Consider the following 26,243-nt stretch of genomic DNA (forward strand, 5'->3'; position numbering starts at 1 on the left):
TAATTCCAAAACTCTAGAATCCAAGGCTGGATAACAAATCGTCCACATCGTCCTGACCGGACACAACGTCTTCTCGTTTATCGGCATGAATCTGCGGACCTTCACCCTGCGAGAGATGTTTTTGTGGATCTTTTTCAGCAAGCATCGCCGCACGGTCATGTTCGATGCCCGCAAAGCGGTCCACCTGGCTGGCCATGAGCACGAGCTTGAGCAGGTTGCTTTCGACTTCGGTGACCAACTGGGTCACGCGCTTGATCACCTGGCCGGTGAGATCCTGGTAATCCTGGGCGAGCAGAATATCGTTCAGATTGCTCGACACCGCGCGGTTGTCCGCGCTGCTGCGTGCCAGAAAACCGTCGACCCGGCGCGCCAGCTCACGGAACTCCTCAGCCCCGACTTCACGGCGCATGAAGCGGCCCCAATCGGCGCTCAAGGCCTGGGCTTCGTCAGCCAGGCCATTGACCACGGGGGTCGCGCTTTCCACCAGATCCATGGTGCGGTTGGCGGCAGCTTCGGTCAGCTTGACCACGTAGCCCAGGCGCTCGGTAGCGTCGGTGATTTGCGACACTTCCTCTGCCTGCGGCATGTGCGGATCGATCTGGAAGTTGACGATCGCACTGTGCAGTTCACGCGTGAGCTTGCCCACTTCCTGGTACAGGCCACGGTCACGGGTCTGATTGAGCTCATGGATCAGTTGCACGGCGTCGCCGAACTTGCCTTTTTCAAGGCTTTCGACCAGTTCGACTGCGTGTTTTTTCAGGGTCGACTCGAAATCGCCCAATGAAGATTCGTTATGCTCCATAGCTCCCCCGCGCGTCATCAGCCGATGCGTTCGAAAATCTTCTCGATTTTTTCTTTCAGCGCCTGAGCCGTGAAAGGTTTGACCACGTAGCCGTTAACGCCGGCCTGGGCCGCTTCGATGATCTGCTCGCGCTTGGCTTCAGCAGTCACCATCAGCACCGGCAGGTGCTTGAGCTTTTCATCGGCGCGCACGTGGCGCAGCAGATCGATGCCGGTCATGCCGGGCATGTTCCAGTCGGTTACCAGAAAGTCGATGCTGCCGCTGTTGAGCACCGGAATGGCAGTGACGCCATCGTCGGCTTCAACGGTGTTGGTGAACCCGAGATCACGCAACAGGTTCTTGATGATCCGCCGCATCGTTGAGAAGTCATCAACGATGAGGATTTTCATGTCTTTGTTCAATTCGACCTCCAAGCAGTCTTAAACGCGCCCAGCACCTGGACGCGCCATTTCAATCAATCCGGCAAAACACTCGATGACTGTCTGGAGCACAACAGAGCAAGACCGGTGCCGTTCACCACCGCACCAGCCTCGTTCGCAGTGTCCCCACACTGCCTTCAGCGCGCTCGCCACTCCCCCAAACGCCCCCGCAAGCGGGCCGCGCACTGGCTGTGTAACTGGCTGACCCGCGATTCACTGACGCCAAGGACTTCACCGATCTCCTTGAGGTTCAGCTCTTCGTCGTAGTACAGCGCCAACACCAGTCGCTCACGCTCCGGCAAATTGGCAATCGCGTCCGCCAGCGCGGCCTGGAAACGTTCGTCTTCCAGATCGCGCGACGGCTCCAGATGAGCACTGGCGCCATCCTCGTGCAGCCCTTCGTGTTCGCCGTCCTGCAACAGGTCGTCGAAACTGAACAGGCGGCTGCCCAGGGTGTCGTTCAAAATCCCGTAGTAATCGTCGAGACTCAATTGGAGTTCGGCCGCAACTTCATGATCTTTAGCGTCACGGCCGGTTTTAGCTTCAATCGAGCGAATCGCGTCGCTGACCATACGGGTATTGCGGTGAACCGAGCGCGGCGCCCAGTCCCCTTTTCGGACTTCATCGAGCATCGCGCCGCGGATCCGGATGCCCGCGTACGTTTCAAAACTGGCACCCTTGCTGGCGTCGTATTTGGTCGAGACTTCGAGCAGGCCGATCATCCCGGCCTGGATCAAGTCTTCGACCTGCACACTGGCCGGCAAGCGCGCCAGCAAGTGGTAGGCGATGCGTTTGACCAGTGGCGCATAACGCTCGATCAACTCGTACTGCGCGTCACGCGCCGACTTCTTGTAAAGGTTCATACCGCTGGCGGTCATAGCACAGGTCCTGCCGTTTGCTGCACGAGGCGCTCGACGAAAAATTCGAGGTGGCCGCGCGGGTTGGCGGGCAGCGGCCAGGTGTCGACCTTCTGTGCGATCGCCTTGAACGCCAGTGCGCACTTGGAACGCGGGAAGGCTTCATAGACCGCACGCTGCTTCTGCACCGCCTTGCGCACGCTTTCGTCGTAGGGCACCGCGCCGACGTATTGTAGGGCGACGTCGAGGAAGCGATCCGTGACCTTGGTCAACTTGGCGAACAGATTGCGACCTTCCTGCGGGCTCTGGGCCATGTTGGCCAGGACGCGGAAGCGGTTCATGCCGTAATCGCGGTTGAGCAGCTTGATCAGCGCGTAGGCGTCGGTGATCGAGGTCGGCTCGTCGCAGACCACCAGCAATACTTCCTGGGCTGCGCGAACGAAACTGACTACCGAGTCACCAATACCCGCAGCGGTGTCGATCACCAGTACGTCGAGATTGTCGCCGATGTCGCTGAACGCCTGAATCAGACCGGCATGCTGGGCCGGGCTCAGGTGAACCATGCTCTGGGTGCCGGAGGCGGCCGGCACGATGCGGATCCCGCCGGGGCCCTGCAACAGCACGTCGCGCAGCTCGCAGCGGCCTTCGATCACGTCGGCCAGGGTGCGTTTGGGTGTGAGGCCCAGCAGAACGTCGACGTTCGCCAGCCCCAGGTCGGCGTCCAGCAGCATGACCCGACGGCCAAGCTCTGCCAGGGCCAGGGACAAGTTCACTGACACATTAGTCTTGCCGACGCCACCTTTGCCGCCGGTCACCGCGATCACCTGTACGGGATGCATGCTGCCCATGTTATTTCTTTACCTTGTCTTGCATAGACGGAGGCCACATTACTGGCTGCGCGTTCACAACCGGAACAATGCGTGGCAGGCCATCGATGTAGGTACGAAAACTGTTCATTACCTCAGCCAACCTGCTTGGTCGGACTGTGGTAGATATCAGCGAACATGTCAGCCATGGCTTCTTCGCTGGGTTCTTCCTGCATTTGCACGCTGACGGCGCGACTGACCAGTTGATGACGCCGCGGCAGATGCAGATCATCCGGAATCCGTGGGCCATCGGTCAGGTAGGCAACCGGCAGTTCGTGACTGATTGCCAGGCTCAACACTTCGCCCAGACTGGCCGTCTCATCCAGTTTAGTCAGGATGCAGCCGGCAAGCCCGCAACGCTTGTAACTGTGATAAGCGGCGGTTAGAACCTGTTTTTGGCTGGTGGTTGCCAGAACCAGATAATTTTTTGACCGAATGCCACGACCGGCCAGACTTTCCAGCTGCATGCGCAGGGCCGGATCGCTGGCCTGGAGGCCGGCGGTGTCGATCAGCACCACGCGTTTGCGCAGCAGTGGATCCAGCGCCTGTACCAGCGACTGGCCCGGATCGACGTGGGTCACCGACACATTGAGGATGCGGCCCAGCGTCTTGAGCTGCTCCTGAGCACCGATACGGAAACTGTCCATGCTCACCAGCGCGATGTTCTGCGCGCCGTACTTGAGCACGTAGCGGGCGGCCAGTTTGGCCAGGGTGGTGGTCTTGCCCATGCCGGCCGGGCCGACCATCGCAATCACCCCGCCCTCTTCCAGCGGCTCGACTTCCGGTACGGCAATCATCCGCGCCAGGTGCGCCAGCAGCATGCGCCAGGCCTGACGAGGCTCTTCGATCTCGGTGATCATCGACAGCAGATCCCGGGACAACGGGCCGGACAAACCGATTCGCTGCAAACGACGGTACAGATTGGCCTGAGCCGGACGGCTGCCTTGCAGCTGGTTCCAGGCCAGGGTGCCGAGTTGCACTTCCATCAGCTCGCGCAGGCTGTTGAGCTCGAAACGCATCGAGTCCAGAGCACGCGGGTCGACGCCGGCGGAAACCGCTGCGGGCGCTGGTGCCGGACGAGCCGGAGCTTCGTAGGTCGGTTCGGTCAGCGGTTCGGCAGCGGTCAGCGGCAGGCCGGCCGTCAACGGCAGCCCGGCGAACAACTGGCGATTGGTGTTGCCGTCGGCTTCGCCACGCAGGCTCAGCTCGGCCTGGGCGGTGACGATGCGCGACTGGGTCTTGCGCAGCTCATCCTCAAGTTCCATGTTCGGAACGCGCGGGGCCAGCGCCGACAGTTTGTAATCGAGCGCCGCGGTCAGCTCAACGCCGCCGGCGATGCGGCGGTTGCCAATGATGGCGGCATCAGCGCCCAGCTCATCACGAACCAGCTTCATGGCCTGACGCATATCGGCGGCGAAAAAACGCTTAACTTGCATAAACCACTACCTCAGCCGTTGGGCCCTACTGTCGCAACGATGGTCACTTGCTTGTTGTCCGGAATTTCCTGGTAGGCCAGCACATGCAGTCCGGGAACTGCCAGGCGACCAAAGCGCGAGAGCATCGCGCGAACCGGGCCTGCTACCAACAGGATCACCGGCTGACCTTGCATTTCCTGGCGCTGCGCCGCTTCGATCAGCGAACGCTGCAGCTTCTCGGCCATGCTCGGCTCCAGCAGGACACCCTCTTCAGAGCCTTGTCCTGCCTTCTGCAGACTATTGAGCAATATTTGTTCCAACCTTGGCTCCAGCGTGATAACTGGCAGCTCCGACTCAGTCCCTACAATGCTTTGGACGATGGCTCGCGATACGCTGACCCGCACAGCGGCCACCAAAGCGGCGGTATCTTGACTCTTGGCGGCATTGTTGGCGATGGCTTCGGCAATGCTGCGGATATCGCGCACCGGCACGTGTTCGGCCAGCAACGCCTGCAGCACTTTGAGCAACTGCGACAGCGTGACCACGCCCGGCACCAACTCTTCAGCCAGTTTCGGCGAGCTCTTGGCCAGCAATTGCATCAGTTGCTGCACTTCTTCGTGGCCGATCAGCTCGCTGGAGTGCTTGTACAGAATCTGGTTCAAGTGGGTCGCAACCACGGTGCTGGCGTCCACCACGGTGTAACCGAGCGATTGCGCCTGGGCGCGCTGGCTGACTTCGATCCACACCGCCTCCAGGCCGAAAGCCGGATCTTTGGCGGTAATGCCGTTGAGCGAGCCGTAGACCTGACCCGGGTTGATCGCCAGTTCGCGATCCGGGTAGATCTCGGCTTCGGCCAGGATCACGCCCATCAGGGTCAGGCGATAGGCGCTCGGCGCCAGGTCGAGGTTGTCGCGGATGTGCACGGTCGGCATCAGGAAGCCCAGATCCTGCGAGAGCTTCTTGCGCACGCCCTTGATCCGCGCCAGCAATTGCCCGCCCTGGTTGCGGTCCACCAGCGGAATCAGGCGGTAGCCGACTTCCAGGCCGATCATGTCGATCGGGGTCACGTCGTCCCAGCCCAGCTCCTTGGTTTCCATGGCGCGGGCCGGCGACGGCAGCAGCTCCTGTTGACGCTTGACCTCTTCCAGCGCGATGACCTTGGCCACGTTCTGCTTCTTCCAGAACAGGTAAGCGCCACCGGCCGCCAGGGCAGCCATGGTCAGGAACGAGAAGTGCGGCATGCCCGGCACCAGGCCCATGACCGCCATCAGACCGGCGGCGACGGCCAGCGCTTTCGGCGAGGCGAACATCTGGCGATTGATCTGCTTGCCCATGTCTTCCGAGCCGGAAGCACGGGTCACCATGATCGCCGCCGCTGTAGATAACAACAGTGATGGCAATTGCGCCACTAAACCGTCACCGATGGTCAGCAAGGCGTAAACCTTGCCCGCGTCGGCGAAAGTCATGTTGTGCTGGAAGATACCGACGGCCATGCCGCCGATCAGGTTGATGAACAGAATCAGCAGGCCGGCGATGGCGTCACCACGCACGAACTTGCTGGCACCGTCCATCGAGCCGTAGAACTCTGCCTCCTGGGCCACTTCCTGACGACGGGCCTTGGCCTGCGCCTGGTCGATCAGACCGGCGTTGAGGTCGGCGTCGATTGCCATTTGCTTGCCCGGCATCGCATCGAGGGTGAAACGCGCGCTCACCTCGGAGATCCGGCCAGCACCCTTGGTCACCACGACGAAGTTGATGATCATCAGGATCGCGAAGACCACGATACCGACCACGTAGTTACCGCCGATCACCACCTCACCGAAGGCCTGGATCACCTTACCGGCGGCGGCGTGGCCGTCCTGACCGTGGAGCATCACCACCCGCGTCGACGCCACGTTCAGCGCCAGTCGCAACAGCGTTGCCACCAGCAGGATCGTCGGGAACACCGCAAAATCCAGCGGCCGCAAGGCGTACACGCAGACCAGCAGCACGACGATCGACAGGGCAATGTTGAAGGTGAAGAACACGTCGAGCAGGAACGGCGGCACCGGCAACATCATCATCGCCAGCATGACCAGCAGCAACAGCGGCACACCCAGATTGCCTCGACTGAGATCGGCAATGTTCGAGCGAGCACTGTTGATTAACTGAGAGCGATCCACCGGTTTTCCCCGTTCCTTTAAAGCAAACTTTTGACGCCCGAAGCAGGCGCACGGCGGCTACTGCAAGAAGCCTTCCAACTTTTGCCGATGATTGAAACAGAGTGGTTTGGGCGTGGTTTTTCTGCTGGGCGGGATGTTTCCTTCGCAAGAGTTCAGCAAAAAGCGTCTTTTAAACTCAGGTGTTTAAAAGACACCTTCAGACACGCCTTACAGGCTACGAATCCTTGCGCCATTGCCTACGGCTACGCCAGAATCCGCCGGCTTGTGCGCCTTGGGGGCGGGTTTTATTGTGGGTCGGTCGCTGACGAATCAGCGATCGGGTTTAGCGACTCGGCTCAATTTAAAGGTGCACCAGCGTGCCAGGCTTCGTTGCGGATCTGTATGTCTGCAATTTCGTTATGGTGGCTGTATGCGGGAGACCCTTGTGGTCTACCGGGTGCCTTTGACCGGTTCGCTAACCTGCGTACAGCCGCCACCCTTCCTGTTTAGCGACTGGCTTTGGTGGCTCCACCCCAAAGGAGCTTCACCATGATCAAACCCACACCCAACCCACCCGTAACCGACCCCGCCTCGCCCTACGAATCCGCCGATTCCAGAAAGCTTCACGAAGCCGCCGACCGCGCTATTGATCACTATCTCTGCCCGCCCGGCTCCACGCCACCACCGCGCAAAAACCGCAGAATGTACGCCGTCACCGCGGACTTCAAAAACGAAGAGCTGCTGGCCGATGCCTGCGAAACCCTGGCCTCAGCCAGAAGCATCGTCAATGACTTCACCCACCTCATGCCCGCCTCGCAGCGCAGGACGCTGGTGGGGATTGCGCAACTGATCATGCTCGGCGAACTGGCAGTGAATCGGGTGCTGGATAATCTGGAATTGCCGAATTAACACGTAGCCACTGATGCTCCCCTGTGGGAGTGAGCTTACTCACGAAGGCTGACTTACAGGCAACACATCTTTCCAGACAAAAAGAACCGCCGTTCCGAATCAACCGGGACGGCGGTTTTTTCATACAGTACACGACCACTAGTCGTTAAACCGTCGACACCTGCCAGATCTGACAGGTGCGCAATCTGCAATTAAGCGCTCTGATAACCCTGCCCGTTCCCGCCGCGCAGGAGCCTCATCCATGACCACCTCAACCCCACCGGACAACACCGTTCTCGTCCTTAGCCCGCCAATAGTCAACGGCCAGACCACGCCCGTGGCAGGTGCACATATCGGCGTGCCCCTGGTGGCCTATGATCTGGTCACCGACGGTGAAGGCGCCGTTGTCCTCGTCGACCCACCGTTGGCGGGCAACATGGATCCCGACGACGTCATGGAGCTTTGGCTTGAGAATGAAACGGCCGCACTGGACAGCGAAACCATTGTCGATCCGGACGTGCGCACCACGTTGCGCATTCCCAAGGGTCGCCTGCACCCGGACAAGGTCAACATGTTGTACTACACCGTCAGGCGTGGCAGCGCCAATCGAGGCACATCCACACCACCGCTGGAAATCCTCTACAACCGCATCCGTCCCGGCCTGAAGGATCGCCTGACCGATCCCGGTGGCCACTCTGAACTCAAGCTCCTTCTACCTGACGCGATCAAGAACGGCGTCGGCCCGGATTTCGTCAGCGCCGAAGTGTGTGTGGCCTATCCATATTGCCGGGCGTATGACCTCATCACCCTCAAGTGCAATGGCGAACTGCTGGAACCCAAGCCCAAGGTCGATCCGAATCAGGCGCCGCAACCGCCGAATCCCGGTGACGAAATCCCCATTACCATTTGCTTCACCATCACCCGGGCCTATCTGGACAAGGCGAAACGTCAGGACAAAAAACTGCATTTCTCCTACACCATCACGGATCAGCTCGGCAACAGCCCGGACACCGATGCACCGTGGTCGCCGGTACAGACGGTAGATGAGGACCTGGATGGTACGCGTCTGCCAATGGCGATCCTGTTGGAGCGGATGGAGGATTATCCCGGCGACGACGCCGAGGAAATCGATCTGGTAAAACTGGCGGGCAAGCCATTGCTGCTGGTGGTCCTGACGATAGACCCGCGCTTTGTCGCGGGCTATGAAGTCATCGCGACGTACACAGCGAAAAACACGGGGCAACCCGCTGATGTGGTGGTTACCGTCAGCGGCAAAGTCGAAGCGGATCCGTTCGGGCAGAAAAAACCCTGCATCCTTGAAGTGCCGAACAACAAAATCTTTGCCGGTAGCAACGTCATCGTGACTTACGAACTGCGCAAGCCGAACGGTGATCTGGTGGGCACTTCCAAACTGGCGAATGCCACAGTAACAGGGACAGCCCCGGTCAATCTGAAACCGCCAACACTGGTGGCACCGGCGACCAACCCCATTGATGTGCTGTCCTACGAAAACGGAGTCACCGTGCGCGTCGAACACCTGTCAGCGTTGCCGGGTGACCAGGCTCGGTTGCTGGAAGTTAACCCGTTACCCGGCACAGAACCCTTTCCATTACTGACACTCAACGAGAACAAACGCGCCAACTTCAAACTTGACCCAGCGTTTCTCGTGGCACGGCGCGGGACAACCATAAAGTTGCGCTGGGAACTGGTTCGCGGAGGAAAACCCGAAGACGAATCTACTGATTTGGCGCTGACCATCCGACCTGTCGCCGAGAATGATCCGCGCTTGCCGACACCCAATATCGCCGGCAATACGAGTTCAGAGCTGAAGGTTCAAGAACTCACAACAGATGCGCGGATTCTCGCAGCGAAGTGGCCGCTGTTCGAGCCTGGGCAGCCGATCTGGGTGACGTGTTCAGGCTTTGACAAGAACGGCAATCCAGTCAGCAAGGAGGTCAGGTCGGGAGAGCTTAATGATTCAGTGGATGGTTTGTCGGTAGAGGCGCCGGTTGAATGGCTTAAAGGCCTCAAAGACGGGACTGAACTGACGACCAAGGTAGAAGTAAATCTGGATAGGATCGTCGATGCCGACACGGCGGTGGCCTTGCCATTGCGCACTTATACCGTCAAGGCATTGCATCCTTTCACCATAGAACCCGCCCTCATGGAGCTTAATGGCCTGAACGTCAACGCGGACTTTCTTGCCCTGACCGGAACCCCTGCACCCGGCACGACACAAACACGGGTTCCAACTTCTGGAGATGGCGGCTACTACTATTTTTCCAACGCTACCGATGTCGCGACAGTTAATGGTGTCGGGCTGGTCAGCGGTCTCAAAAACGGCGATGCGACTATTACCGTGCGAGAAAACAGCACTCAACGTGAAGTTTCGTTCCCCGTCAAAGTACAAAATGTTGTACGCCTTGTCATGACCCCTACACATACCTACAGCATCAGCGCAGCTATCAACTGGATGAATTCAATCGGCGGATCACCTGTTTCAAATACAGCAATCGATGTGCTGAAAATCAAATACAGACCACTGGTATCCAGCGCAGGCGGCTGGCTATGTCGTAATGATGGATGTGGCGCCGGACAATACCTTGCGGTCGCAACCAATAACCCAAACGCATGGTCCATCGTCTGTTTCACCGGCAATAACTCACAGGCACATGGCTGGTGTCTCCTGCCTGGCTGAGCTTGACGCGCAACAAACGGCACGCGCGCTCGACGCAGAGGAAATAAGAAAGAAGGGGACATATTTATTTACCAGCAAAGTCGCTCCCACAGGGAAATGCATTCCAAAGGTGGGAGCGAGTTTGCTCGCGAAGGCGCCCGAGAAATCAGCCCAAAATGTCTTTTAAACTCGTGCGTTTAAAAGACACCTTCAGACACGCCTTACAGGCTACGAATCCTTGCGCCATTGCCTACGGCTACGCCAGAATCCGCCGGCTTGTGCGCCTTGGGGTCGGGTTCTATTGTGGTTCGGTCGCTGACGAATCAGCGATCGGGTTTAGCGACTCGAATCATAAATAGGTGCACCAGCGCTCGATGCCTTGTCGCAGATTCAATGTCTGCAACTCCGCTATGGTGGCTGTATGCGGGAGACCCTCGGGTCTGCCGGGTGCCTATAACCGGTTCGCTAACCTGCGTACAGCCGCCACCTTACTGTTTAGCGACAGTTCTGGGCGGCTCCACTTTATAGGAGCTTCACTATGATCAAACCCACACCCAACCCACCCGTAACCGACCCCGCCTCGCCCTACGAATCCGCCGATTCCAGAAAGCTTCACGAAGCCGCCGACCGCGCTCTTGATCACTATCTCTGCCCGCCCGGCTCCACGCCACCACCGCGCAAAAACCGCAGAATGTACGCCGTCACCGCGGACTTCAAAAACGAAGAGCTGCTGGCCGATGCCTGCGAAACCCTGGCCTCAGCCAGAAGCATCGTCAATGACTTCACCCACCTCATGCCCGCCTCGCAGCGCAGGACGCTGGTGGGGATTGCGCAACTGATCATGCTCGGCGAGCTGGCAGTGAATCGGGTGCTGGATAATCTGGAAATACCGCCGTCGCAGGTCTCCGTGTAAAGGCTTGATAGATGTGTCGTGGCGACTGACGCCTTCGCGGGCAAGCCCGCTCCCACAGTGATTTGTGGTGTGCTCATATTTTCCGAGCGACGCTAAACCTGTGGGAGCGGCGGTGCGACGATTCGACTTGCCCGCGAAGGCGGCCTCACAGGCAACACAGGTCATCGGACATAAAAAAACCGCTACCGGATGCAACCGGATGGCGGTTTTTTTTGTTTCATCAGCATCAGGAATCGCGCCGCAAATCCGGCGGGATCGGCAGGTCGTCCTTGAGGGGTTCCGGGAACTTGCCCTTGCCCGCGCGGTGCTGGCGGATCTGGTAGACGTAGGCCAGTACCTGGGCGACCGCCAAGTACAGCCCGCCGGGGATTTCTTCTTCCAGCTCTGTGGAGTAGTAGATCGAACGCGCCAGCGCCGGCGATTCGAGGAGCATGACGTTGTTGGCCACGGCGATTTCGCGGATCTTCAGCGCCAGGAAGTCGCTGCCCTTGGCCAGCAGCATCGGCGCCCCGCCCTTCTCGGCGTCGTACTTGAGCGCCACGGCGTAGTGGGTCGGGTTGGTGATGACCACGTCGGCATCCGGAATCGCCGCCATCATCCGCCGCTGCGACATCTCGCGCTGGACCTGGCGAATGCGTTGCTTGACCTCCGGGCGACCTTCCTGGTCCTTGTGCTCGTCGCGCACTTCCTGCTTGGTCATCTTGAGCTTTTTGATGCTCTCCCAGATCTGCACGGGCACATCGACGGCGGCGATGATGATCAAACCGCAGGCCAGCCACAGCGAACTCCAGCCCACCAGTTGCAAGCTGTGAATGATCGCCCGGTCCAGCGGCTCGTGAGCGATGCGCAGCAGGTCGTCGATGTCCGAATTGAGTACCACCAGCGCGACGCCCAAGGTGATAAGGAACTTGGCCAGCGCCTTGAGCAGTTCGACCACGGCCTTCATCGAGAACATCCGCTTGAGGCCCGCCGCCGGGTTCATCCGGCTGAACTTGGGCGCCAGCGAACCGGCGGCAAACAACCAGCCGCCCAGCGCAATCGGCCCGAGGAATGCCGCCAGCAACAGAGTAATCATGATCGGCTGAATCGCCAGCAATGCCTGCAATCCGGAGTTCATCAGGAACGTCGCCATCGAGCGCTCGTCCATGATCACTTCCCGCGACAGCGTGAAGTTCTGGCGCATGAGGTCCATCAATTCCTGCGCCAGCATCCCGCCAAAAATCAGCAGCGCGGCAGAGCCGGCGAGCATGATCGCCAGGGTGTTGAGCTCCTTGGAGCGCGCAATCTCACCCTTTTCCCGGGAGTCCTTTTTGCGCTTCTCCGTGGGGTCTTCTGTTTTGTCCTGACCGCTTTCGCTCTCAGCCATGACTCAGCGCGCCTGTGCCAGTTCGCGTAAAAACTGCAAGGCCTCGGTGGCCAGCGGTTGATACTGATTGAGAATGTCCGCCAGCCCGACCCAGACGATGAACAGGCCGAGTACGAGGGTCAGCGGAAAGCCGATGGAGAAAATGTTGAGCTGTGGCGCGGCGCGGGTCATCACGCCAAAGGCGATGTTGACCACCAACAGCGCGGTGACCGCCGGCAACACCAGCAACAACGCGGCGCCCAGCACCCAGCCGAGTTTACCGGCCAGTTCCCAGTAATGCGTGGTCATCAACCCGCCGCCGACCGGCAGCGTGGTGAAGCTTTCGGTGAGCACTTCGAAGACCACCAAATGCCCGTTCATCGACAGGAACAGCAAGGTCACCAGCATCGTGAAGAACTGCCCGATCACCGCCACCGACACGCCGTTGGTAGGGTCAATCATCGACGCGAAGCCCATGCCCATCTGGATCGCGACGATCTGCCCGGCCACCACGAAAGCTTGAAAGAACAATTGCAGCGAGAAACCCAGCACCGCGCCAACGAGAATCTGCTCGGCGATCAGTAGCAGGCCACTGAGGTCCAGAGGACTGACCGCCGGCATCGGCGGCAGGTTGGGCGTGATCACCACGGTGATCGCGAAGGCGAAATACAGACGGATCCGCCGGGGCACCAGCGTGGTTCCGAAGACCGGCATCACCATCAACATCGAGGCGACGCGAAACAGCGGCAGCATGAACGTCGCCACCCAGGTACTGATCTGGGTATCGGTCAGCTGAAGCAGCGATTGCATGGCTTAGCCGATGACCATCGGAATGTTTTTGTACAACTGGGTGATGTATTCCATGAACGTCTGCACCAGCCACGGGCCGGCGACGATCAGCGTCACCAGCATCACCAGCAGACGCGGCAGAAAGCTCAGGGTCTGTTCGTTGATCTGAGTGGCAGCCTGGAACATCGAAACCAGCAGGCCCACCAACAGACTCGGCACCACCAGGATCGCCACCATCATGGTGGTCAGCCACAGGGCTTCGCGAAAGATGTCGACCGCTACTTCTGGCGTCATGGCGATACACCTCCGAAACTGCTGGCCAGGGTGCCGATGATAAGCGCCCAGCCATCCACCAGCACGAACAGCATGATTTTGAATGGCAGGGAAATGATCAGCGGCGACAGCATCATCATACCCATCGCCATCAGCACGCTCGCCACCACCAGGTCGATGATCAGGAACGGGATGAAGATCATGAAGCCGATCTGGAACGCGGTCTTCAGTTCAGATGTCACGAACGCCGGCACCAGAATCGTCAGCGGCGCCTGATCCGGCGTCGCGATGTCGGTGCGCTTGGACAGGCGCATGAACAGCTCCAGATCGCTGGAGCGGGTCTGGGCGAGCATGAAGTCCTTGATTGGCACCTGGGCCTTTTCCACTGCCTGCTGGGCCGTCAGCTTTTCCGCAAGGTACGGCTGCAAGGCATCGTTGTTCACGCGATCGAACACCGGCGCCATGATGAACAGCGTCAGGAACAGCGCCATGCCGGTGAGAATCTGGTTCGACGGTGTCTGCTGCAGACCGAGGGCCTGACGCAGGATCGAGAAGACGATGATGATCCGGGTGAAACTGGTCATCAGGATGACGGCGGCCGGAATGAAGCTCAGCGCCGTCATGATCAGCAGGATCTGCAGGCTGACCGAGTACTCCTGCGCGCCCTCGGCGTTGGTGCCCAGGGTGATCGCCGGGATCGACAACGGATCGGCGGCGAATGCCAGCGGCGCGGCCAACATCAACGCCAGGGTCAAGACGATGCGCAAAGCACCCATTACTTCTTATCCTTCTGATCCTTGCCGAGGATCTTCAACAGATGCTGGGCAAATTCCGGAGTCGCTTTGTCGGCGGTGCTCGGCACCTCGACCGGCTCTTTGAGCACGTGCAGCGCAGTGATGGTTCCGGGGCTGAGGCCGAGCAGGATCTGCTCGTTGCCGACCTGCACCAGCATCAGACGGTCACGCGGCCCGAGCGCGCGGGAACCGATCAACTCGATCACCTGACCCTTGCCAGCGGGACCTGCCTGCTGCACCCGGCGCAACAGCCAGGCGAGGAAGAAGATCAACCCCAGCACCAGTAACAGACCCAGCACCAATTGCGTCAGCTGTCCGGCCACGCCGCTGTTGACGGCTGGCGCAGCCGCCGCTGCCGTGGTCGCCACCGGCTCGGCCGCCAGCACGCTGAACGGCAACGCCAGCGCCAGGCCGAACAAAGCTCCCAGAACCTTTTTCACTCAGCGCAGCTTCTTGATGCGTTCGCTCGGGCTGATCACATCAGTCAGACGGATGCCGAACTTTTCGTTGACCACCACCACTTCACCGTGAGCGATCAGGGTGCCGTTGACCAGCACGTCCAGCGGCTCGCCGGCCAGACGATCGAGCTCGATCACCGAACCCTGGTTGAGTTGCAGCAGGTTGCGGATGTTGATGTCGGTACTGCCCACTTCCATCGAGATCGACACCGGAATGTCGAGGATCACGTCCAGGTTCGGACCGTCGAGGGTCACCGGATCGTTGTTCTTCGGCACGCTGCCGAACTCTTCCATCGGCAGACGGTTGGAGCTCGAAGCACCGGCATCGGCGGCCAGCAGCGCGTCGATGTCGGCCTGCCCGGCTTCACCGGTTTCTTCCAGGGCGGCAGCCCATTCATCGGCCAGTGCCTGATCGTCCTGGGTGTTCATATCGTCGTTCATCATTTGTCCTCGGCGGGCAAAAAACCGGTAAAAGAATCAGGGAGTGAGGGCGCCGCTTCAGCGACGCTCGATCGGCTCGATCACCTGCAACGCAAGGTTGCCTTTGTGCGAGCCCATCTTGACCTTGAAGGCCGGCACGCCGTTGGCGCGCATGATCATGTCTTCCGGCATCTCGACCGGAATCACGTCACCCGGCTGCATGTGCAGGATGTCGCGCAGCTTCAACTGGCGGCGGGCCACGGTGGCACCGATCGGCACGTCGACATCCAGCACGTCCTGGCGCAGGGCGTTGACCCAGCGTTCGTCCTGGTCGTCGAGGTCCGACTGGAAACCGGCGTCGAGCATTTCGCGCACCGGCTCGATCATCGAGTACGGCATGGTCACGTGCAGATCGCCGCCACCGCCGTCGAGTTCGATGTGGAACGTGGAGACCACGATCGCTTCGCTCGGGCCGACGATGTTGGCCATGGCCGGGTTCACTTCCGAGTTGATGTACTCGAAGTTGACTTCCATGATCGCCTGCCAGGCTTCTTTCAAATCAACGAACGCCTGCTCCAGCACCATGCGCACCACGCGCAGTTCGGTCGGGGTGAATTCACGCCCTTCGATCTTGGCGTGACGGCCGTCGCCGCCGAAGAAGTTGTCCACCAGCTTGAACACCAGTTTGGCGTCGAGGATGAACAGCGCGGTGCCGCGCAGGGGTTTGATCTTGACCAGGTTGAGGCTGGTCGGCACGTACAGCGAGTGCACGTATTCGCCGAACTTCATCACCTGTACGCCACCGACAGCAACGTCCGCCGAGCGGCGTAGCATGTTGAACATGCTGATGCGGGTGTAGCGGGCAAAACGCTCGTTGATCATTTCCAGAGTCGGCATGCGTCCACGGACGATGCGATCCTGGCTGGTCAGGTCGTAGCTTTTGACACTGCCGGGTTCGGCAGCGTTATCGGTCTGTACCAGACCATCGTCGACACCATGCAACAGCGCGTCGATTTCATCCTGGGACAGCAGATCCTGCACGGCCATGTCGTGTTCCTACTGCAGTACGAAATTAGTGAAAAGCAACTGTTCGATCACCACTTTGCCAAGCTCTTTCTGCGCCACTTCCTGGACGCTGGCTGTGGCCTTCTGGCGCAACATCTCTTGACCGACCGGGGTCGCCAGCGTGGCGAAATCCTGACCGGAGAAGAGCATCACCAGGTTGTTGCGGATCACCGGCATGTGCACTTTGAGCGCTTCCAGATCAGCCTGGTTGCGCGCCAGCATGGTGATGCTCACCTGCATGTAGCGCTGACGGCCGTTCTGGTTGTAGTTGGCCACGAAGGCTGGCGCCATCGGCTCGAAAATCGCCGGTTGCTTGCCGACCGGGGCCGCTTCGGCGGTCGCCGCAGGCTTGCTCTGGGCACTGTGCATGAAGAACCAGGTCGCCCCCACGGACGTGCCGATCGCCAGCAACAGACCCAGCACGATCACGATGATCAGTTTGAGTTTGCCTTTGGTTGCGGGGTCTTTTACTGCTGCAGCTTCGCTCTTCGCCATGCCAATAATCCGTCACTAATCGGGTTTTCACAGTCGCACGGCAAGGCAAGAGCAAGTGTTATGCCAGAAGTGTCGGAGGGGAGAACGAGAGGGAATGGCGAGTTGATGCAAATCCTTGTGGGAGCTGGCTTGTCGGCACGCCGCATCGCAGCGATAGCGATTTGTCTGACACATTAGTTTTGAATGTGCCGCAGCCATCGCTGGCAAGCCAGCTCCCACAGATTTTGAAGAAGCGCTTTAAATCAGGCGTAGTAGTCGACGGCGCTGGAGCCGATCACGTGAGTGGCAGTAGCTGCCGCTTCAGCCACAGCCGTCGGCGTCAACTCTTCTTCAGCCGAATCCAGGCGACCGCCGGCAGCGCTGGTGCGACCACTCTGCCCCTGCTGCGCCTGTTCCTGGCCCTGGCCCTGCCAGCCACGGTTCTGGTCGGAAACGTTGACGTCGACCTGCCCCATGCCTTGCTGGTTGAACATGTCGCGCAGGCGGTGCATCTGACCGTCGAGGGCTTCACGCACGCTTGGATGCGCGCTCATGAAGGTCACCTGGGTCTGCTGGTCCGGCACCATGTTCACCCGGATATCCAGACGCCCAAGCTCCGCTGGCTGCAACTGGATGTCAGCCGCCTTCAGGTTGTTGCTCGACAGGTACATGACCCGGTTGACCACTTCTTCGGTCCAGCCGTTCTGGTGCATGGCAATCGGTTGGTTCACCGGCACCGCGTTGGCGGTTTTCGGCGTGGCAGCCTGGGTCAGCGCCGCCAGACGGTTGGCGAAATCATCCACGCGGGTGTCGCTGGTGGCGGTCTTCAGGTCTTTCAGGCCGTCATCGATCAAACCGCTGAACGCCTTTTCACCGCCCTGGCTGGTGCTGTCCTTGTCAGCCTGCACATCGAGCATGCTGGCCATGCCGGCAGCGAAGTTCTGCGCCGAGGTCAATTCGCCGTCAGCCTGAGCCTGGGCCGGGGTGGCCTTGGGCTGGGACTGGCTGGAAGCAGAAATGTGACCACTCTGCTCCATGGCCATGCGCACGGCGGGCAGTGAATCGAGCGGATCCGCCTCGGGGTCGAAAGCCGGGTCAGTGGCCGGCGCCGGATCCTTGACCATACCCGGCAATGCCACCACGGCTGGTTTGTCGGTTTCAGGCTTCGCGGCGGTATCGACGACTGGAGTGGCGACTACCGGCGCCGTGACGACCGGCTCTACCGCCGCCACTAACGCCGGGTCCACCGGCGCCGTATCGACAACGGGAGCCGGCGCGGTGTCGGCCGAGTCATCATCAGTAGCGGTCTTGTCGTCCGTTGCCGCCGTCGCCGGTTTGTCGGCGGGCAAGGCTTTGCCGCTATCGGCAACCGCCGGCTCCGGGGCGGCAGACTGATCCTTGCCGAGGTCTTTCTTGCCGCCGTTGTCGGCCACCTTGTCACGGGCAGGTTTTGCCGAATTGTCGACGGTCACCGAAGGCTTGTTCGAGCCTTGATCGGCAAACACCTGAGCGAAGCTGGAGGCCTTGTCCCCGGGCTCTGCGGCCACTGCCGATGATTTGGTCGAGGCAGCTTGTGCCTTGGCCTGGGCGGCGGTCTGAAGAAGAATGTTGGGGCTTGCAGGCATGGCACGGTCTCCGCTGCACTGGGATCGTAGGTACAGTTGGGATAGATGACTGCAAGTGCCGGGCCAGTTTCGTCAGAAATCCGACAAAACCGCCCGACGGCAGGATCAGTGCGTCAGCGAGCGCTGCCGCTCGGCGACATAAACGGGCCGCACATCGGCGAATTCGCTATGAATATCGGCGACCAGTTTGATGATTTCGGAAGGGCTTTTGTCTTTGGCATGCTGTTCCAGCTCCTGGCACAGCACGGCAAGACGGGTCGCGCCCATATTGCTGCTGCTGCCCTTGAAGCTGTGCGCAACGGAGGACAATGCGTCGGCGTCGGCAGTCTGCTGCAACTCCCGCAGGCGGTTTTCGGAATCGGCGAGGAAGGTATCCAGCAGTTCCGGATAGCTGTCTTCCATCACTTCCCGCAGCGCGCTCAGCGCCTCGTGGTCCACATGTGTATCAGCCACTTGTTCACTCCCTGATCAAGAATGCGCGGATTATGCCAGAGCCTCCCAGAAAAACTCCACGCGAGCACTGCGACCATCGTCTGACCAGCTGGCATTTCGGGCCAATTGCCGGATCAGGCTGACTCCGCGTCCCGACAGACGGACACCGTCCAGCGGCCGCTCCATCACGCGCGAGACATCGAATCCCTGGCCGCTGTCTTCGACCCGCACCACCAGACAACCGCCCTCGCCTTCCGGCCGCACCTGCAAATGCACGCGCACATAACCGTCCTGCAAGGCTTCGAGACGGGCATTGCGCTGCTCGTAATATCGGGCGAAACCTGAAGCATCGCGCTTGAGGCTCGAATCCAGCCCCAGCACGCCATGCTCCAGCGCGTTGGAATAAAGCTCGGCCAGCACGCTGTACAGTGCGCCACTCTGTGCCCGCAATCCATGCACCTCAAGCAGCAACTGCAACAGGTAAGGCAGCGGATTGAAGCGCTTGAGCGTGGCACCGCGAAATTCGAAGCTCACCGACCAGTCCAGCGGACAGGACTGACCACTGTCCGAATACACCGGCGCCGGCGGGTTGACCTGCTCGGCTTCCAGCAGGCTGACCTCGACCATGCTCACATCGTCCCGGGCCTCTCCGCGAAAGTCCTGCAGCGCCTGCTCGATCTCTTCAAACAATCGATCCGGCTGGCGATTGGCGGCGAACACCTTATGCAAGCGCTCGACACCGAACAGCTGGTCGTTGGCATCGCAGGTGTCGATGACCCCGTCGGAGAGCAGAAACACCCGATCGCCCAACGCCATCGAGTGAACATCGGTGCGGTCATCGAAGGTCTGCGGGCTGAGCACACCCAGCGGCAAGTGGCGCGCCGCCAGTGGCTTGCGCTCCCCGGTGGCGAGGCAATGCAGGTAACCGTCGGGCATGCCGCCGTTCCAGACTTCCACCGAGCGCCGCTGAAAACTCAGGCACAACAGCGTCGCGCAGCAGAACATGTCCACCGGCAGGATGCGCTTGAGCTTGGCGTTCATTTCCCGCAGGGTTTCGGCCAGACCGTACCCTTTGGCGGTCATGCCGTAGAACACCTCGGCCAGCGGCATTGCGCCGACCGCCGCGGGCAATCCATGACCGGTGAAGTCACCGAGCAACACATGCATGTCGCCGGCCGGGGTGTACGCGGCCAACAGCAGATCGCCGTTGAACAGCGCATAGGGCGATTGCAGGTAACGGATGTTCGGCGCGCTCAGGCAGCCGGAATGCGCCACCTTGTCGAACACGGCCTTGGCGACCCGCTGTTCGTTGAGCAGATACTCGTGGTGTCTGGCGATCAGGTCGCGCTGCTGAAGAACCGTGGCCTGTAAACGTCGCAAGCGATCCATCGCCTTGATTTTGGCGGCGAGGATCACCTGGTTGTAGGGCTTCGCCAGAAAGTCGTCACCGCCGGCCTCAAGACAGCGAGCCAAGGCTTCACTTTCCGTCAACGACGTGAGGAAGATGATCGGCACCAGGTTCTCACCCGCCAGCTTCTTGATCTGCCGTGCGGCTTCGAACCCGTCCATCACCGGCATCATGGCGTCCATCAACACCAGATGCGGCTTTTGCCGGATAAATGCCTCGACCGCCTCCGCACCGTGGGTGGCCGTCAGCACTTCATGCCCCTGACGACGGACGATGGTCGACAACAGCAACCGGTCAGCGGCGCTATCTTCGGCAATCAGGATCGTCAGCGGCTCTTGCGGCTGCATGGCCGTCAACTGATGTCGAACAGTTTGTCGAAATTGGAGATGGCGAGAATCTTCTTCACATCGGAACTGCTGTTGACCACGCGGATTTCCGAATCGTCGCCACCGACGTGATCACGCAGCAGAAGCAGCATGCCGAGGGCCGAACTGTCGAGATAGGTCGCCTCCTTGAGGTCGACAATCACCGATTCGGGCTGCTCTTTTTCGTAGGATTGGCGAAATTCCTGATGCTTGGCGAAATCAAATCGCCCCTTGACCGAAATCGTCAGTTTTTTCTTGTCCGCAGAAACTTCTGTAACGACTGACATGTACTGGCTTCCTTGTCATTGACGAACCTGTACAAGGTTTAGCACTTGGAGGGGCCATGGGCAAGGTGCGATGGCGTCGGGATCTGTGCGAGATCTGCCCGTCAAAACGCCTCGTGGCGCGGCAAACGCTGGGACAACTCGTCGAGCAGCTTCTGCTCACGCTTGTCTTCGGCACGCTGGGCTTCGTCGCGGTAGCGTTGTACAAGTTTGCGCAGACCTTCGACCCGGGCGAATGCCTGTTGCCAGGCATCTCGGGCCTTGTCCAGATTGTTCTGGTGCCACTGCAGACTTTGGCGCTGCTGATCGACGGCGGTGTCGAGTTGCGCCAGAAAGCCCTGAAAACCCAGCAGCCATTGGCCGGTCACGCCGGTGCTGCCGCGCACGATCCACTGCTGCGAGTAATCCAGACGAAAGGCGTTGAGGTCAGCGAGTTTGCTCTCGGCGACTTTCACCTGCCCCTGAAAATAACCCAGGCGCTGCACGGCGGTTTTTTCGGCCTTCTCGGCCATGTCCACCACCGGCGCCAGACGCGCGGCGCGACTCAGGGCCATGACCGGTTACCCGCCGGCCGCCGGGGCGAAAATCGTTTCGAGGTACGCCTCGCTTTCACCCAGGCTGATTTTGTCGTTGAGACCCTGACGCAGGTATCTGACCAGTTGTGGTTGCAGATTGATGGCAAGGTCAGTCTCGCGGTCACCGCCAGCGACATAGGCGCCGACGCTGATCAGGTCGCGGCTCTGCTGATAGCGCGACCACAGCTGTTTGAAGTACTGCGCGCGCTGCATGTGTTCCGGCGCCACGACTGCCGGCATCACCCGGCTGATCGAGGCTTCGATGTCGATAGCCGGGTAATGACCCTCCTCGGCCAGCCGCCGCGACAGCACGATATGCCCGTCGAGCACACCCCGCGCGGAGTCGGCGATCGGATCCTGCTGGTCATCGCCTTCGGACAATACGGTGTAGAACGCGGTGATCGAACCCCCGCCCTTCTCCGCGTTACCGGCACGCTCCACCAGTTTCGGCAGTTTGGCGAATACCGACGGCGGATAACCCTTGGTCGCCGGCGGCTCACCGATGGCCAGAGCGATTTCCCGCTGGGCCTGGGCGAAACGGGTCAGGGAATCCATCAGCAACAGGACGTTCTTGCCCTTGTCGCGGAAATATTCGGCGATCCGCGTGCAGTACATCGCTGCACGCAGACGCATCAGCGGCGCATCGTCCGCCGGCGACGCGACCACCACGGAGCGCTTGAGGCCTTCTTCACCGAGGATGTGCTCGATGAATTCCTTAACCTCACGACCCCGCTCACCGATCAGGCCGACGACGATAATGTCGGCCTCGGTAAAGCGGGTCATCATGCCCAGCAATACCGACTTACCGACACCGGTACCGGCGAACAGGCCCAGACGCTGACCACGACCGACCGTCAACAAACCGTTGATGCTTCGAATGCCGACATCCAGCGGCACGCTGATCGGGTCACGATTGAGCGGGTTGATGGCCGGGCCGTCCATCGGCACCCAGTCTTCGGCCTTCATGCCGCCCTTGCCGTCCAGCGCACGTCCGGCACCGTCCAGCACACGACCGAGCATGCTCATGCCCATCGGCAAGCGACCGGTGTCGGCCAGCGGTACGACGCGGGCGCCCGGAGCAATGCCGGCCACACTGCCGACCGGCATCAGGAACACCTTGCTGCCAGAAAAGCCCATGACTTCGGCTTCCACCTGGGACGGGTGATAGGTGTCGTCGTTGATCACCATGCAGCGGGTGCCCATGGCGGCGCGCAGGCCTTCGGCTTCCAGCGTCAGGCCGACCATGCGCAAAAGGCGCCCTTCGAGAATCGGCGCACCGGCGATTTCAGTGGCCTCGGCGTAGGTGCTCAGGCGCTTGGCGAAGCTGGTGCGTTCAAGGCGCATCGGGGGCGTCCGCGAGCGGCTCTTCTGTAATCGGTGCCGGCTTCGGTGTTTCCGGCAGGTCCAGGCTCAGGTCCGGCTCGGCCGGGTGCAGGGCCTGTTCGTGCAACTGGTCGAACAACTTGGCCATGACCTGGCTGACGCGGGTTTCGATGCTGGCATCGATCCGGCTGTGGTCGGTCTCGACCCGGCAACCGCCCGGCAGCAGGGATTCGTCTTCGACAATGCGCCAGGTTTCCTCATGACGTTCGCGCAGGGCTTTGACCTGTTCGAAATCCTGCGGATTGACGTACAGCCGGACATTGCCCACGCCCAGCGGCAACAGCTTGAGCGCGTCGCGCATGACGTGTTCGATCTGCGTCGAGTCGATGGCCAGTTCGCGCTGAATCACCTGTTTGGCGATGTGCTGCACGAGGTCGACCAGCGACTTTTCGATCTGCGTGTCTTGCTCGGCGATGGGCTCGAACAGGTGGCCCATCAGTTGCTCAAGGCTGTTGACCTTGGCCGTCAGGACCACTTCGGCTTCCTGGCGCACCTTAAGGGTGGCGCTGTGAAAGCCTTCCTTTTCCCCAATGGCGAAGCCCTCGTTGTAGGCCTCCTGACGGATGCTTTCGAGTTCTTCCAGAGTCAGTGGCTGGACTTCCTCCAGCGGCACTTCTTCCATTTCCGGCGGTTCAGGCTCCGGTTCCGGCTCGGGCTCCGGTGGCGGCGGATCGAAACTCGGGATTGCCCAGGTTTCGAAACCGCGGACGTCCCGGGCACGGATCAGGTCCGTCACATCGTCGTCATGCTTGTCCATGGGCTTAGATCATTTCCTCGCCGCCCTTGCCACCGAGCACGATTTCTCCGGCTTCGGCCATACGACGGGCGATGGTGAGGATTTCCTTCTGCGCGGTCTCCACGTCGCTGACGCGCACCGGGCCCTTGGCCTCGAGGTCGTCGCGCAGCAGTTCGGCGGCACGCTTGGACATGTTCTTGAAGATCTTCTCCTTGACGCCTTCGTCCGAACCCTTGAGGGCCAGCACCAGCACATCGGAAGACACTTCGCGCAACAGCGCCTGGATACCGCGGTCGTCGACATCGGCCAGGTTGTTGAAAACGAACATGAGGTCTTCGATCTGGCCGGAGAGGTCTTCGTCGACTTCGCGGATCGAGTCCATGAGCTGGCCTTCGATCGAGCTGTCGAGGAAGTTCATGATGTCCGCCGCCCGCTTGATGCCACCCAGGGTGGTACGCGAGGCGTTCGAGTTGCCGGAGAACTGCTTCTCGAGGATCTGGTTCAATTCTTTCAGCGCGGCCGGCTGCACGGTGTTCAACGACGAGACGCGCAGGATGATGTCCAGACGTACCTTGTGGTCGAAGTTGCCCAGCACTTCACCGGCCTGATCAGGGTCGAGGTACGCGACCACGATCGCCTGGATCTGCGGGTGTTCGTAACGGATCACGTCGGCAACGGCGCGAGGCTCCATCCATTTCAGGCTGTCGAGGCCACTGGTGTTGCCGCCCAGCAGAATGCGGTCGATCAGGCCGTTGGCCTTGTCTTCACCCAGGGCCTGGGTGAGCATTTTGCGCACGTAGTCGTCGGAGCCGACGCCCAGGCTGGTCTGGTCGCCGACGATGTCGACGAACTCGCTCATGACCTGCTCGACCTGCTCACGGTGGACGTTACCCATCTGGGCCATGGCCACGCCGACTCGCTGGACCTCTTTGGGGCCCATGTGGCGCAGCACTTGTGCGGCATCGGTCGAACCCAGGGACAGCAGCAGAATCGCGGCTTTATCGACCCGGGACAGTTTGGCGACGGCGGCTCGGTTATCACTCATCTGCGTTAATCCACTCTTTCACGACCTGGGCCACACGACCCGGGTCTTCTGCCACCAGACTCTTGATTGCGTTCAACTGAGCGTCATAACCCTCGCTCGGGCTCGGCAGCAGAATGCTGGTCGGGCCGCCGAGGCTGACGCGATCGTTGGACAGTTCACCATCCAGACCGCCCATGCCACCGAGTTCCATGTCACCGCCCAGACCGGCCAGCTCCTTGCTTTTGCCGCCACCGGTGATGTTGTTGAGCACCGGACGCAGCACGCCGAACACCAGCACCAGGATGAACAGCACACCCAGCACTTGTTTGACGATGTCCCAGAACCATGGCTGGGAGTAGAACGGAATGTCGGCGATCACTTCGCCGCGCTCGGCGGAGAACGGCATGTTGATCACGCTGACGCTGTCGCCACGGCTGGCGTCGAAGCCGACGGCGTCCTGTACCAGACGGGTGAAGCGCGCCAATTCGTCGGCGCTCCACGGCGCACGGGTGGTTTCGCCGTTGGCCGGGTTGATCTTGACCTGATCGTCCACCACTACCGACACCGACAGGCGATTCAGGCGACCCTGCTGCTGTTTGGTGTGGCTGATGGAACGGTCGAGCTCGAAGTTCTTGGTGGATTGTTGACGCTTGTCCGCCGGGTACGGCGCGAGCATCGGCTGGCCGGTGGCCGGGTCCATGATCTGCTGACCGTTGGCATCAACCAGTGGCTGGCCTGGTTGCACCATGCTCGCCGGGGCGGCGGCGCCACCGGTGGTTTGCGGTGCCGAGGCCGGTGACGGCGGCTGGTTGCTCAGGGCACCCGGCACACCTTGCGGGCCATTGCTGGCGGTGCGTTGTTCGTTGACCGACTGTTCGCTGCGCAGCGCCGGTTGATCCGGGTTGAACTGCTCGGCGGTCGATTCGACGGCACTGAAATCGACGTCGGCCGAGACTTCAGCCTTGTAGCGATCGTTGCCCAGTACCGGTTGCAGAATGTTGTGCACGCGCTGGGTGAGCATGCTTTCCATGCGGCGGCTGTAGTCGAACTGCTTGCCGGCCATGGTCATTTCGGAGTTTTCCGCCTGATCCGACAGCAGGTTGCCCTTCTGGTCGACGACGGTGATCTGCGATTTGCTCAACTCGGGAACGGAAGTCGCCACCAGGTTGATGATGGCAACCACCTGGCCCGGCTCCAGCGAACGACCGGAGTACAGCTCGACCAGTACCGAAGCGCTTGGCTTGCGTTCGTCACGCACGAATACCGAACTTTTCGGAATCGCCAGGTGAACGCGTGCGCCCTTGACGTTGTTCAGGCTGGAAATGGTGCGGGCCAGCTCGCCTTCGAGGCCGCGACGATAACGGGTCGCTTCCATGAACTGGCTGGTGCCCAGACCCTGTTCCTTGTCGAGGATTTCAAAACCGATGTTGCCGTCGCTGGGAGTGACACCAGCGGCCGCGAGCTTGAGCCGCGCACGGGACAGGTCATCGGCCTTGACCAGCAAGGCGCCGGAATTCGGTTCGACGGTGTAGGGAATGTCGGCGGAGGCCAGGGTGTCCATGACCTGCTTGGCGTCCATGCCGGCAAGGCTGCCGTACAACGGACGGTAATCCGGCTGCTGCGACCACAGCACCACGGCAAAGCCAATCGCCACGCTCGCGGCCAGGCCGACCAACAGGCCTACCTGACGCAGCATGGTCATCTCGGAGAGGTTTTCCAGGAAGGACAGGCCGAACAGCGGCGGTTTGCCGTCTATCGGGGTGGCCTTGGCCGGAACGTTATCGGCGACTGCTTCTGCCATGACTCAATCTCGTC

Annotated in this window: 26 protein-coding genes; 3 read left to right on the forward strand and 23 right to left on the reverse strand. The window is 60.6% G+C overall.

Features of this window, described 5'->3' with window-relative positions; all coding sequences use genetic code 11:
• Window positions 1-13: 13 nt before the first annotated feature.
• The 6 genes from QLG12_RS17885 to flhA form a co-directional block, all read right to left on the reverse strand.
• On the reverse strand, window positions 14-802 hold the full coding sequence (locus QLG12_RS17885) for a protein phosphatase CheZ (protein ID WP_108560282.1): 789 nt from the start codon (window positions 800-802) through the stop codon (window positions 14-16).
• 17 nt (window positions 803-819) lie between these two features.
• Window positions 820-1,191, reverse strand: a complete 372-nt coding sequence (locus tag QLG12_RS17890; protein WP_064378627.1) for a chemotaxis response regulator CheY — start codon at window positions 1,189-1,191, stop codon at window positions 820-822.
• A gap of 167 nt (window positions 1,192-1,358) precedes the next feature.
• Window positions 1,359-2,099 (reverse strand): RNA polymerase sigma factor FliA, encoded by a 741-nt coding sequence (gene fliA, locus QLG12_RS17895; protein WP_007951959.1) that lies wholly within the window; start codon window positions 2,097-2,099, stop codon window positions 1,359-1,361.
• The gene (fleN, locus tag QLG12_RS17900) at window positions 2,096-2,926 is read right to left on the reverse strand and encodes a flagellar synthesis regulator FleN (RefSeq protein ID WP_003222917.1); all 831 of its coding nucleotides are present in this window, start codon (window positions 2,924-2,926) and stop codon (window positions 2,096-2,098) included. The genes fliA and fleN overlap by 4 nt, the downstream gene beginning before the upstream one ends.
• 113 nt (window positions 2,927-3,039) lie before the next feature.
• Window positions 3,040-4,380 carry a flagellar biosynthesis protein FlhF gene (gene flhF / locus QLG12_RS17905; RefSeq protein ID WP_197869627.1) on the reverse strand — a complete coding sequence of 447 codons (1,341 nt, stop codon included), beginning with the start codon at window positions 4,378-4,380 and terminating at the stop codon, window positions 3,040-3,042.
• Window positions 4,381-4,391: 11 nt separating this feature from the next.
• Window positions 4,392-6,521: a flagellar biosynthesis protein FlhA gene (gene flhA / locus QLG12_RS17910; RefSeq protein ID WP_282475003.1), complete on the reverse strand. Its 2,130-nt coding sequence runs from the start codon at window positions 6,519-6,521 to the stop codon at window positions 4,392-4,394.
• Between the two features lie 528 nt (window positions 6,522-7,049).
• On the opposite strand from flhA, the gene QLG12_RS17915 reads away from it, so the two are divergent.
• The 3 genes from QLG12_RS17915 to QLG12_RS17925 all read left to right on the forward strand — a co-directional run bounded on the left by QLG12_RS17915 (window position 7,050) and on the right by QLG12_RS17925 (window position 10,978).
• A complete protein-coding gene (locus QLG12_RS17915) occupies window positions 7,050-7,409 on the forward strand; it encodes a hypothetical protein (RefSeq protein WP_282475004.1) in 360 nt (119 codons plus the stop codon).
• Window positions 7,410-7,650: 241 nt separating this feature from the next.
• Window positions 7,651-10,086 carry an Ig-like domain-containing protein gene (locus tag QLG12_RS17920; RefSeq protein ID WP_282475005.1) on the forward strand — a complete coding sequence of 812 codons (2,436 nt, stop codon included), beginning with the start codon at window positions 7,651-7,653 and terminating at the stop codon, window positions 10,084-10,086.
• 517 nt (window positions 10,087-10,603) lie between these two features.
• Window positions 10,604-10,978, forward strand: a complete 375-nt coding sequence (locus tag QLG12_RS17925; RefSeq protein WP_282475006.1) for a hypothetical protein — start codon at window positions 10,604-10,606, stop codon at window positions 10,976-10,978.
• Window positions 10,979-11,204: 226 nt separating this feature from the next.
• Here QLG12_RS17925 and flhB read toward each other — a convergent pair whose 3' ends face one another.
• The 17 genes from flhB to fliF all read right to left on the reverse strand — a co-directional run bounded on the left by flhB (window position 11,205) and on the right by fliF (window position 26,229).
• On the reverse strand, window positions 11,205-12,344 hold the full coding sequence (gene flhB, locus QLG12_RS17930; RefSeq protein WP_236193805.1) for a flagellar biosynthesis protein FlhB: 1,140 nt from the start codon (window positions 12,342-12,344) through the stop codon (window positions 11,205-11,207).
• A gap of 3 nt (window positions 12,345-12,347) precedes the next feature.
• Window positions 12,348-13,133: a flagellar biosynthetic protein FliR gene (gene fliR / locus QLG12_RS17935; RefSeq protein ID WP_039765607.1), complete on the reverse strand. Its 786-nt coding sequence runs from the start codon at window positions 13,131-13,133 to the stop codon at window positions 12,348-12,350.
• A 3-nt stretch (window positions 13,134-13,136) separates the two neighbouring features.
• Complete coding sequence (fliQ, locus tag QLG12_RS17940; protein ID WP_007951951.1) at window positions 13,137-13,406, reverse strand: flagellar biosynthesis protein FliQ; 270 nt, start codon at window positions 13,404-13,406, stop codon at window positions 13,137-13,139.
• Window positions 13,403-14,161 carry a flagellar type III secretion system pore protein FliP gene (fliP, locus tag QLG12_RS17945; RefSeq protein ID WP_007951950.1) on the reverse strand — a complete coding sequence of 253 codons (759 nt, stop codon included), beginning with the start codon at window positions 14,159-14,161 and terminating at the stop codon, window positions 13,403-13,405. Before fliP ends, fliQ begins: the two co-directional genes overlap by 4 nt.
• Window positions 14,161-14,619 (reverse strand): flagellar biosynthetic protein FliO, encoded by a 459-nt coding sequence (gene fliO, locus QLG12_RS17950; protein ID WP_007951949.1) that lies wholly within the window; start codon window positions 14,617-14,619, stop codon window positions 14,161-14,163. Before fliO ends, fliP begins: the two co-directional genes overlap by 1 nt.
• Window positions 14,620-15,081, reverse strand: coding sequence for a flagellar motor switch protein FliN (gene fliN / locus QLG12_RS17955; protein WP_162831786.1), 462 nt, complete (start codon window positions 15,079-15,081; stop codon window positions 14,620-14,622).
• A 54-nt stretch (window positions 15,082-15,135) separates the two neighbouring features.
• Window positions 15,136-16,104 carry a flagellar motor switch protein FliM gene (fliM, locus tag QLG12_RS17960; protein WP_003222890.1) on the reverse strand — a complete coding sequence of 323 codons (969 nt, stop codon included), beginning with the start codon at window positions 16,102-16,104 and terminating at the stop codon, window positions 15,136-15,138.
• A gap of 9 nt (window positions 16,105-16,113) precedes the next feature.
• Window positions 16,114-16,617 (reverse strand): flagellar basal body-associated protein FliL, encoded by a 504-nt coding sequence (fliL, locus tag QLG12_RS17965; RefSeq protein WP_011333056.1) that lies wholly within the window; start codon window positions 16,615-16,617, stop codon window positions 16,114-16,116.
• 242 nt (window positions 16,618-16,859) lie between these two features.
• Complete coding sequence (locus QLG12_RS17970) at window positions 16,860-18,221, reverse strand: flagellar hook-length control protein FliK (protein WP_282475007.1); 1,362 nt, start codon at window positions 18,219-18,221, stop codon at window positions 16,860-16,862.
• A gap of 105 nt (window positions 18,222-18,326) precedes the next feature.
• Window positions 18,327-18,674: an Hpt domain-containing protein gene (locus QLG12_RS17975; protein WP_007951942.1), complete on the reverse strand. Its 348-nt coding sequence runs from the start codon at window positions 18,672-18,674 to the stop codon at window positions 18,327-18,329.
• Between the two features lie 30 nt (window positions 18,675-18,704).
• Window positions 18,705-20,408 (reverse strand): fused response regulator/phosphatase, encoded by a 1,704-nt coding sequence (locus tag QLG12_RS17980; protein WP_197869633.1) that lies wholly within the window; start codon window positions 20,406-20,408, stop codon window positions 18,705-18,707.
• A gap of 5 nt (window positions 20,409-20,413) precedes the next feature.
• Entirely contained in the window at window positions 20,414-20,713 is a 300-nt protein-coding gene (locus tag QLG12_RS17985; RefSeq protein ID WP_011333053.1) for an STAS domain-containing protein, read from the reverse strand.
• 101 nt (window positions 20,714-20,814) lie between these two features.
• Entirely contained in the window at window positions 20,815-21,264 is a 450-nt protein-coding gene (gene fliJ, locus QLG12_RS17990; RefSeq protein ID WP_011333052.1) for a flagellar export protein FliJ, read from the reverse strand.
• A 6-nt stretch (window positions 21,265-21,270) separates the two neighbouring features.
• Window positions 21,271-22,629: a flagellar protein export ATPase FliI gene (fliI, locus tag QLG12_RS17995; RefSeq protein ID WP_197869634.1), complete on the reverse strand. Its 1,359-nt coding sequence runs from the start codon at window positions 22,627-22,629 to the stop codon at window positions 21,271-21,273.
• Window positions 22,619-23,425, reverse strand: a complete 807-nt coding sequence (gene fliH / locus QLG12_RS18000; RefSeq protein ID WP_197869635.1) for a flagellar assembly protein FliH — start codon at window positions 23,423-23,425, stop codon at window positions 22,619-22,621. The genes fliI and fliH overlap by 11 nt, the downstream gene beginning before the upstream one ends.
• Before the next feature lie 4 nt (window positions 23,426-23,429).
• Window positions 23,430-24,449 carry a flagellar motor switch protein FliG gene (fliG, locus tag QLG12_RS18005; RefSeq protein WP_007958288.1) on the reverse strand — a complete coding sequence of 340 codons (1,020 nt, stop codon included), beginning with the start codon at window positions 24,447-24,449 and terminating at the stop codon, window positions 23,430-23,432.
• Window positions 24,442-26,229 (reverse strand): flagellar basal-body MS-ring/collar protein FliF, encoded by a 1,788-nt coding sequence (gene fliF / locus QLG12_RS18010; RefSeq protein WP_221398978.1) that lies wholly within the window; start codon window positions 26,227-26,229, stop codon window positions 24,442-24,444. Before fliF ends, fliG begins: the two co-directional genes overlap by 8 nt.
• Between the last annotated feature and the right edge of the window lie 14 nt (window positions 26,230-26,243).

Origin of the sequence: Pseudomonas sp. V88_4, from assembly GCF_029967985.1 — a bacterium.
Classification (GTDB): Bacteria; Pseudomonadota; Gammaproteobacteria; order Pseudomonadales; family Pseudomonadaceae; genus Aquipseudomonas; species Aquipseudomonas glycinae.